The organism is Dorea sp. D27 (genome assembly GCF_001185345.1).
Taxonomy (GTDB): domain Bacteria; phylum Bacillota; class Clostridia; order Lachnospirales; family Lachnospiraceae; genus Extibacter.
In genome coordinates this window covers 342767-351443 of record NZ_KQ236746.1, presented here as the reverse complement: position 1 = coordinate 351443, position 8677 = coordinate 342767, and the positions used below count along the sequence as shown (strand labels likewise).

At 47.6% G+C, this 8677-nt stretch carries 7 protein-coding genes; all 7 read right to left on the bottom strand.

The features are described 5' to 3' along the window. Window positions 1-461, bottom strand: a 461-nt coding sequence (locus tag HMPREF0980_RS19195) for a hypothetical protein (protein ID WP_049729962.1), incomplete at its 3' end; no start/stop codon positions are given. 14 nt (window positions 462-475) lie between these two features. Next, a complete protein-coding gene (locus tag HMPREF0980_RS15355) occupies window positions 476-739 on the bottom strand; it encodes a TIGR04197 family type VII secretion effector (protein ID WP_049729961.1) in 264 nt (87 codons plus the stop codon). A gap of 36 nt (window positions 740-775) precedes the next feature. Next, window positions 776-5041, bottom strand: coding sequence for a type VII secretion protein EssC (essC, locus tag HMPREF0980_RS15350; RefSeq protein ID WP_049729960.1), 4266 nt, complete (start codon window positions 5039-5041; stop codon window positions 776-778). A 4-nt stretch (window positions 5042-5045) separates the two neighbouring features. Continuing rightward, the gene (locus tag HMPREF0980_RS15345) at window positions 5046-6197 is read right to left on the bottom strand and encodes a type VII secretion protein EssB/YukC (protein WP_049729959.1); all 1152 of its coding nucleotides are present in this window, start codon (window positions 6195-6197) and stop codon (window positions 5046-5048) included. A 59-nt stretch (window positions 6198-6256) separates the two neighbouring features. After that, window positions 6257-6943 carry a hypothetical protein gene (locus HMPREF0980_RS15340; RefSeq protein WP_049729958.1) on the bottom strand — a complete coding sequence of 229 codons (687 nt, stop codon included), beginning with the start codon at window positions 6941-6943 and terminating at the stop codon, window positions 6257-6259. A gap of 135 nt (window positions 6944-7078) precedes the next feature. Further along, window positions 7079-7771, bottom strand: coding sequence for a hypothetical protein (locus HMPREF0980_RS15335; protein WP_147629846.1), 693 nt, complete (start codon window positions 7769-7771; stop codon window positions 7079-7081). A 26-nt stretch (window positions 7772-7797) separates the two neighbouring features. Continuing rightward, a partial coding sequence (locus HMPREF0980_RS19190) for a hypothetical protein (protein WP_198146299.1) occupies window positions 7798-8677 on the bottom strand: 880 nt, incomplete at its 5' end.

Here is an 8677-nt window from a genome sequence, read left to right as displayed (position 1 = left end):
TCACGATAGGAATTGGCGATACGCTGATAGCCGCTCATATCCGTATAGACAGCCCCAGGGCGTCCCCCCATAGAGACCATGCTCCGTATCGTTTCTATGATATAGGTCAGCGTGGAATTAAGCTGGTCATAATGCGCTTTCAAAGCCTCATGCTCGCTTTTCCACTTATCTTCGTCCACGGTCATTCCGTCTGAAAAATACTGGCGGAGGCAGCCTCCGTACGCATCGTTTGCCTCCATCATCTCAGAACAGAAGCCGGCGATTCCCTCTGCTACGGGCTGATGCACCTGCCCGATATAGCTCTTATGATTGTCATATGCCGCACTTTGAAGGCCGGCCTCTCCTTCAAAAGACCGGAACGCCTTGCCAAGCGTGCCGCTTTTCATCCAGACATCCGACAGGTATCTGTTCATGGAATCGAGTTCCGACAGTACCGTTCCTACATTCATCTTTACGCCCATCCTGGCTCCTTCTCCTACTTATACTGGCCTCGTATCTTCTGGTCAACAGCGTCCAGCGCATATGCTATCTGAGCCACATGCTCACCGTCTCTTTTAACAATCGAATTGTAAGTGTTCAGGCATCCCTGCATCGCCTGATATGTCTGCTCGCAGTTCAACTGTGCAGGTACACCCGTAACAACGGCACTGCCGACATTCAGTAAAGTAATATTATTGCCTGCCGAGACGATATTACCCCGCAGAGCAACTGCACTTCCGAGTGATGATTTGATATCCATATAATTCAGCCTCCTTTTCCATCAGCCGCCCGGCCTCTACACTGCCTTGGGCAGAAGAAGTTCCTTATAAGTACCGTTATGAAACAACAGGCCTTCTGTGAACGGCACATGATCCGCCCCCGCCGGAACCGGCATGATTCCCAGAAATCCCTGGGAGCTCACCATCAGTCCCTCTGAAGAAGATTTTACAAACCGGGTAAGCTCGTCTGCTCCTTTTAATTTTCCTGTATGTCCGGTGACAATCATCGTGATGCCCACGTTACATGCCCTTCTGAGCATGGCTGTGATTTCAGGTATCGAATTTGTCTCATATGCGGGAAAATTATCCAGATCATCGATGAATATGTAATACGGCGGCAGTTCCCGTAGCATTTCCACCGGCGCTATGCCCACGTTCTCTTCCAGCTTTTCTCTCTTAAGCTTCTCCCGGCTTTCTACCTCCTGCTCCAGTTCATCCATATAAGTGATGAACCCATCAAGACCTCTTATATATTGCATCCCTTCTCTTGAAGCATAGCCGAACAGCCCCATATTGCCTGCATCGAATATTATGACAGTACCCGTACCTGCCGCCTGGTCTATCAGTATCTCTAATGCGTTCGTCTTTCCCTTCCCTCCCTCGCCGAGTATAAGAAACGGGCTGCAAAGCCGTGAGAACCCGCTCAAAATCACTTTTTTCTTTTCGAGCCCAAGATACAGGTCTGCCTCCTCCCTCTCATAATCTCTCATCATATCCGAACTGAATTCATCGGGAAGCACCGGTATATGTTCCGCCTCTTCTCCCGGGTACCTTTCTCTTACACTCTGTACGAGTTCCCGGATGTCCTTCGTATAATCCGCCGCCCTGTCACATGCGGCCATCGTGTATATCTGGAGCATATTGACGTTGTCTTCCCGTTTTACGAAAGCTCTTCCCCTAATCTCCGGAAGCTTATACTTGCAGCGGCCCACGATGTTCGTCACTTCACCGTTCTCGAAATTATATCCTGCAATCTTGTTTTTAAAATTGTTACACGTTGCGGCACGCACTGCATTGATTCTGGAGGCCGTTATTATAAAATAGATTCCGACTCCGGCGCCATCTCTTGTCAAACGTGTAAAATACTCTTCTTCATCGAAGCCCATTTCCTTCACGGCATCAAAATTGTCCGCCAGCACTACAACCGCCCTCATCTTTTCCCCGGCCATTTCATTGTATACCTGGAAGTTCGGTGCCATAGCCGCTGACAGCCGTCTCTTCCTGTCCCTCACTTCTTCGGTCATCAGTTCCTTAAATTTGTCATACCGCTCCGTGTCTTCTATACTTATGTATTCAGACGTGTGCGGGAGGTTCCTGAGCGAGACGAGCGCGTTATTGCCAAAGTCGAGTATGTACAGGTTAACTTCTGAAACCCTGTTAGATAACGCGAGGCTAAGTGCAGCAGTCGTCAGAAATACGGATTTGCCATATCCGCTGGAGGCGATGTACATTATGTTGCCGTCTTCCGGCAGATGCAGCTTATACACGGTCTGCCTCTGCTCTTCGGGAACATCCATCAGGCCTATGGGTACCACAAGACTGCCCTCTTCGATACTACCGCCTCCGCCATCTTCCATGAGCGGACTGATTACCTTCTTCTCAAGAGAGGGGAGCCATGGCCTTTTGACGTCTGTATGCGCTTCGCCTTCATACACCTTTTTGATATGGCGTACCACTACGTCAAGCTGCGTGTCTTTTGCTTTCTTTTCAGCCTGAGTCCCGCTTAGATCCCGGTTCACCAGCACGCCCTGCCCCAACTCGTTCATCAGATAGACACGGTCATCCATCGTAACTTCATCTTCCTGTTCCTCTATGTAGTCCGCACCGCTCCAGGCTGACTGGAACAGTTCATATATCTCATTGTTCCCCACCTGCAGATAGGCCCTTCCAGCCTGTGTAATGCCGGCGGCATCGGGCGTCTTGATAATCTCTTTGCTGTCGGCCTCATTCTGCACCTTAAGCGCCAGCTTAAATCTGGAATTAGCCCATATCTGATCGTCTACCACCCCGCTTGGCTTCTGGGTAGCCAGTATAAGATGCACGCCGAGGCTCCTTCCGATGGCTGCCACGGATACCAGCTCCTTCATGAATTCAGGCTGTGCCTTTTTCAGTTCAGCAAATTCATCACTGATCAGGAAGAGATGGGGCAGCGGTTCCCGGACCTTTCCCCCTTTGAACAGGCTGTTGTATGCATTGATGCTGTTTACATCGTTATCCTTAAAAATCCTCTGCCTTCTCTTCAGCTCTGCCCGTATAGAAGCCATGGCTCTCAGGCTTTCCGCTCCGTCCAGGTTCGTTATCGTACCAAGAAGATGCGGAAGGTCACGGAACAGGTTAGCCATGCCACCGCCCTTGTAGTCGATAAGAAGGAAGCCCACTTCATAAGGATGAAAATTAACCGCAAGCGACAAGATATAAGACTGTATGACCTCAGACTTTCCGGAGCCTGTCGTCCCTGCAATCAGCCCGTGAGGGCCATGGGCCTTTTCGTGCAGATTCAGATATACGATGTCATCTTCCGCCCGGACGCCGAGCGGCACCGCAAGCGATTTGTGCGAACCGCCTTTTTTCCATCTCGAGCGGATGTCCAGCTCTTCGGGATTACGGACATGATACATCTGGAAAAAGGTAATGCTGTCCGGCAGATGGCTCGTCACACCCTGGACATGCCTCAGCACGCCGAGATCTCTTGCCAGTGCCTCCAGATTACAGTTTTCCAGTCTCTGCAGGGTAATCTTCTCATTCTTTAATTCCTTTTCCTTAAGAAGAAGTCTGCCTTCGCCAGAATGCTCCAGAAGCAGCACTGTCCCGATATTTTCCGGAAGGTTTGCCTGCAGATAGCTCGTGTATATGATAGAGAAGCCTAGATATTCCCCCTCTTTCTGCAGATATTCCATAATCGAATGGTCGATAATCAGCTTCGGTTCATCAATGATAAATAGAAAATGTGGAATAAATCTGGATTCCTTTTTGCTCTCATCCAGCTTGGCCTGTCTCTCTTTTAATATCTGGTTCATGCTGTTAAGAATCTGGTCCCTTACACGCTCCGTCTGAATGAGCCCCTGAACATTCAACGACTGTATCTTATTATGCGGAAGCCAGCGCATCCAGCTGAATTCCTCCTCATATTTCCCATCACATACAACGATGATCTGCAGGTCATGGTAGCTCTGAAGCGCAGTGAGCTGGCTGATATATATTTTCAGCTGCTCATGGATAACGGGTTTCGTACCTACAAGTCCAAGATGAGCCTTCTTCAAGTCTATAACGCATTCCTTTTCCATCCATTCATAGAGATCCGCAATCTCTGCCGCTTCCTTATCCAGTTCATCTTTATTCAAAGACAGTTCATTATCCTTTGTTTTCAACTTAAACGCAGGCCTCTTCGTCTGCTTACCTACGGAAATCGTCAGAAAATCCTCATCCGAGCCGCTTCGTTCATATATCCTGCTGTCGTACTGGTGCACCATCTTCTGGATTTCGAGCACCGACGGAAAATTATAACGATATGCCTCCTCTTCGTTCCTGTACAGTTCATATATTTGCTTTCTTTTTCGCAGAAGATACTGTTCATACAGTTTCCGGCGTTTCTTGTCCGTCTCTTTCCTCTCTTTTCTGTCACTCGCAAATCTTATGACAGCTACGATAACCGTCATGCCGGTGCCGCCTACAGACATAAGCAGAAACAGCCCCCGTCCCATCAGCAGGCCTATGCCAACTGTCACAGCCATCATTCCGAGCGGCGGCAATAATGTCTGGAGCAGGTTCGACCTGCTCAGTCCCGTCTTTTGAGGCGGTGCCTGAATCTCAATCTCATCTGACACGACACGTCTTATAATACGTGGTGAACGTTTATAATATGGAAATCCTTCAAATGGCTCCTCCGTTTCCATCAGTTCGGGAAGAGTAGAAGTATAATGTTTGTCATCACCTAATACAGCCAGCTTTTCCTCATATATTATAATTTTCGTTTGATGTATCAGCAGTACATCCCCTTCTTCCACCGGAAAAGTGGAGCTCCTCACGCGCTTCCTGTTATGGTAGATACGCTCTCCCTCCAAATCGCCTTTTACGCGCACCTCCCTGCCACGGATGCACAGCTCCAGCCTGCATCTATCTATGACGATGTCCCCGCAGCTCCCTATGTACAGCTCGCCCTCTCTCGCATATACATGCTTCTCTGACACCAAAGAGACAGTCCGGCCTTCCTCCTCATGCATAAGCTGGACGCCCTGCGGATACTCTTCATACCAATCTTCCTTCTGCACCAGATTATAATTCATACCGCTACTCCTCTTCTGTACTCTTGTCGTATTGGATTCCCAGTTTTTCCGCAAGCTTATCAATCTCGCCATCCAGTTCCTGAACCCTTTGCGCTTTATCGGATCCATTTAACGACGAATCACGGGACACCTGGTCACGCTCCTGCAGGTAGGCATAGAGCAGCAGCTGGTTGTCCGACAGCTTAAGGGCGATATCTTCTGCTTCTCTGGTCTCAAGTCGTCCCAGATATATCCAGTAGTCCATTACAGCAGAGTCTCCCCCTACGTTAAGCCTGGACAGGATATTGTCCTTGGCTTCATTACTGAAGTTATCTACTGCCTGTCCCTTTATATACGACACCGCCAGAATATACTTTTCATGGATATCCATTGCATCCGGCTCAATCTCCCTGAGGCTGTCGATAACAGATACATAGTCTGATTCCACGTAGGCCCGCTGTGCTGCAAGCGCCGCACGCTGCGGAACAATCACACTGTAGTGCTGGTAAAATGTGTATGCCGATACAGCGGCGGCAAGTATGAGAAACAATAGCATACCGGTTACCACTGCTCTGTACTTGCCTCTTTTTATCCTGCACATATGCGTCTTTTCATAACTTCTTAACTCGTGCTGCTTCTGGCTTAAGTCAGTCAGTGCATCTTCCATGCCCTTCCAAAGCGCTGCCCCTTTTGTCTCTTCCTGCCTGTTCAGAAGATCCATCCCACCGCGCAGATAATCATCGTAAGTATACTTCTTCTGCAGCAGGGCACCTGCGAGTGCCTGAAACTCTTTGAAATAATCTCTATCGGCTTCCTCTTTCATGATGTCACGCCTCAACACATGCACACGGTTCTGCGCGTCATAATATAAATTATCCGGCTCCAGCGAAAAGTCATACACTCCAGACGCTTCTTCCAGCTCTCCCACTTGGATCAGAAGGCTGTATATCAGTCCGCGGTCATTTTTCTTCACTTCTTTCAGCGGGGTGAGGCCTTCCAGCTCATAGGTAAAGCAAAGACTTTCTTCATTTTCTTCTATCCTGCAGGGCACAAAATAGCATCTCTTATCCTGCAGCCTGTGATAATCATAGGCTGATGATGCCTTCATCTGTGCTTTATGTACAGATTCTGCCAATATGTATTCTTTCCCCTTTGTTATCTCTTCGCTCTTTCCCATACCTTCTCCTTCTGTGTACATTGTTGCCTGGCATCCGGCTTCGGCGCCGTTTATTATACTTATTCTATTTTCTCTTCCCCGTACCACTGTGCATCTGTCACTTCATAATATGCTCCCGGGGAGACTGCATCGATAATCACCACTCCGTCCGACTCCCTTTTTACCACTTCACGTACATGGCAGTCTTCCGGCGCTATACCGGTGAAGGACTGTATCTCAAACAAGCATCCTATGATGACCTGGGCATACATTCCCCACCCCATAAAAGAGAGCCCGCACCCTTCTTTCAATATATACGTCACTTTCGTATAGTCTTTTTCTATTTTTATCTCCAGGCCTTTATCCCAGCCATCTTCTATTCGCTCATTTATGGCATCTTCACTCGTACGTATCCAACGCTCTAACTGTTTACCCGTCACGGTCATCGAGAGCGTTCCATCCTCATTTAATTTGACCTCTTCATACCACTCATGCCCATAATTACCTTCTTCCAAATCCTCTATTGCGTCCTCGGGAGTCTCTGTGGATGAATGGGATATGCCGACTAGAAAAGCGGGCTGTATAAACTCCATCGTCTCTCCTACTGGAATCTTTATCTTGCGTTCCACCCTCACTTCATCATACTGTAGTTTCGTTTTGACCGGCCACAGCTCCAGTCCCCGTTCATATGCATATTTTACATATAATAGCACCAGTATCATGATAGCCATGCTGATATATCCAAGGGCCCTTTTTATCTTCTCCATATCGCTATCCCCTCCGTTCATTATGATTATATCGCCGGCACAGGTACTCTGACCGATAACGGTAGTAGAACAACTGGAGAGTCATGGATTTTCTATGGTGATTCTATAAATTTAATTTTATAAAACTGGCTATGCTTATTTCATATCCTCTTCTCCATACCACTGTGCATCCGTAATCTCTAAATATCTATTTCTAGAATTTATATCGATAATTGTCAATGTTTTACTATCTACTTCTCTTTTTACCACTTCACGTACATAACAGTCCTCCGGCGCTATACCGGTGAAGGACTGTATCTCAAACAAGCATCCTATAATGACCTGAGCATACATGCCCCACTCCATAAAAGAGAGCTCGCACCCCTCTTTCATTATATATGTTACTTTCGTATAGTCTTTTGCTATGTTTATCTCCAGTCCTTTATCCCATCCATCTTCTATTCGCTTATTTATGGCATCTTCACTCGTATGTATCCAACGCTCTAACTGTTTACCCGTCACGGTCATCGAGAGCGTCCCATCCTCATTTAATTTAACCTCTTCGTATAACTCATGTCCATAATTACCTTCTTCTAAATCTTCTATTGCGTCCTCGGGAGTCTCTGTGGATGAATGGGATAAATCGACTAGAAAAGCGGGCTGTATAAACTCCATCGTCTCTCCTTCCGGTATCTTTATCTTGCGTTCCACCCTCACTTCATCATGCAGCAGTTTCGTTTTGACCGGCCACAGCTCTAGTCCTCGTTCATATGCATATTTTACATATAATAGCACCAGTATCATAACAGCCATGCTGATATATCCAAGGGCCCTTTTTATCTTCTCCATCTCCCTTTCCCCTCCGCTCATTATGATTATATTGTCGGCACAGGTACTCCCACCGGAAACGGCAGTAGAATACCCTGTAATTCTAAGACTTCCTTTGGCGCATCTGTAATTTCCAGTTCATAAGCTTCCATCAGGCTCTCCTCCCAGTCCTGCTTTGTCCGATGGAATTCCAGGCCGATTTTGCTGGTAACAGAGTTTATTTCCTCATAAGTTGTTGTTGCACCCCACTCTATCTTTCCTGATTTATCTTTTCTCGATAAAGTTATTTCTGTATATGCTGTTGATTTGCTGTCCAGGTTAAAGGAACGCTTTATGCCAGCCCCTGATATGCTCTTTTTCACCTCCAGATTCCCAATCTTCACGCCCCAATCCGCCAATATCTCCCTATTCTTTGATATGGCCACATCCACGGAATGGGGATTCTCCAGATCCGCCCCTATGCTATTTGCCACTCCCCCATACAGCACAAGCCCATCTGCCAACGGTATCCTCATCTCCCCGTCCAGCATCTGCACCGACAGGTTCGGGATATATTTCCCGATCAACTTTGCTACCTTGTCTGCATACTCCAGCTGTTCTTCTGCATCAAGCGCCATGAACTCCTCTTCCCCCAGAAGCTCGTCACCGAGCTGCTTGTTCAGCACCTTCGCTATGAGGATCTCCTGCCTTTCTTTTTCAATCTTCGCAAACAGCTGCAGATTTACCGGCACTATGACATATTCGTTCGTTGCCCCATCGTAGCCCACAGAAGATATGGCCGATATGGCGGATGCCAGCACCTTCTGCATGCGCTGTGCTCCCTCATATATGCCTGACGTGGCTATCAGCATCTCGCCAATCTTCTCGATATTTTCCCTGTACTCCTCTATAATCTCATAAAGGGTTTCCAGCTCCTCACGATAGGAA

Excerpts from the sequence above, each read along its gene's own strand:
- HMPREF0980_RS15335 (WP_147629846.1), bottom strand. The coding sequence starts at position 7,771 with ATGGAGAAGATAAAAAGGGCCCTTGGATATATCAGCATGGCTGTTATG.
- HMPREF0980_RS15355 (WP_049729961.1), bottom strand. The coding sequence starts at position 739 with ATGGATATCAAATCATCACTCGGAAGTGCAGTTGCTCTGCGGGGTAAT.
- essC (WP_049729960.1), bottom strand. The coding sequence starts at position 5,041 with ATGAATTATAATCTGGTGCAGAAGGAAGATTGGTATGAAGAGTATCCG.
- HMPREF0980_RS15345 (WP_049729959.1), bottom strand. The coding sequence starts at position 6,197 with ATGGGAAAGAGCGAAGAGATAACAAAGGGGAAAGAATACATATTGGCA.
- HMPREF0980_RS15340 (WP_049729958.1), bottom strand. The coding sequence starts at position 6,943 with ATGGAGAAGATAAAAAGGGCCCTTGGATATATCAGCATGGCTATCATG.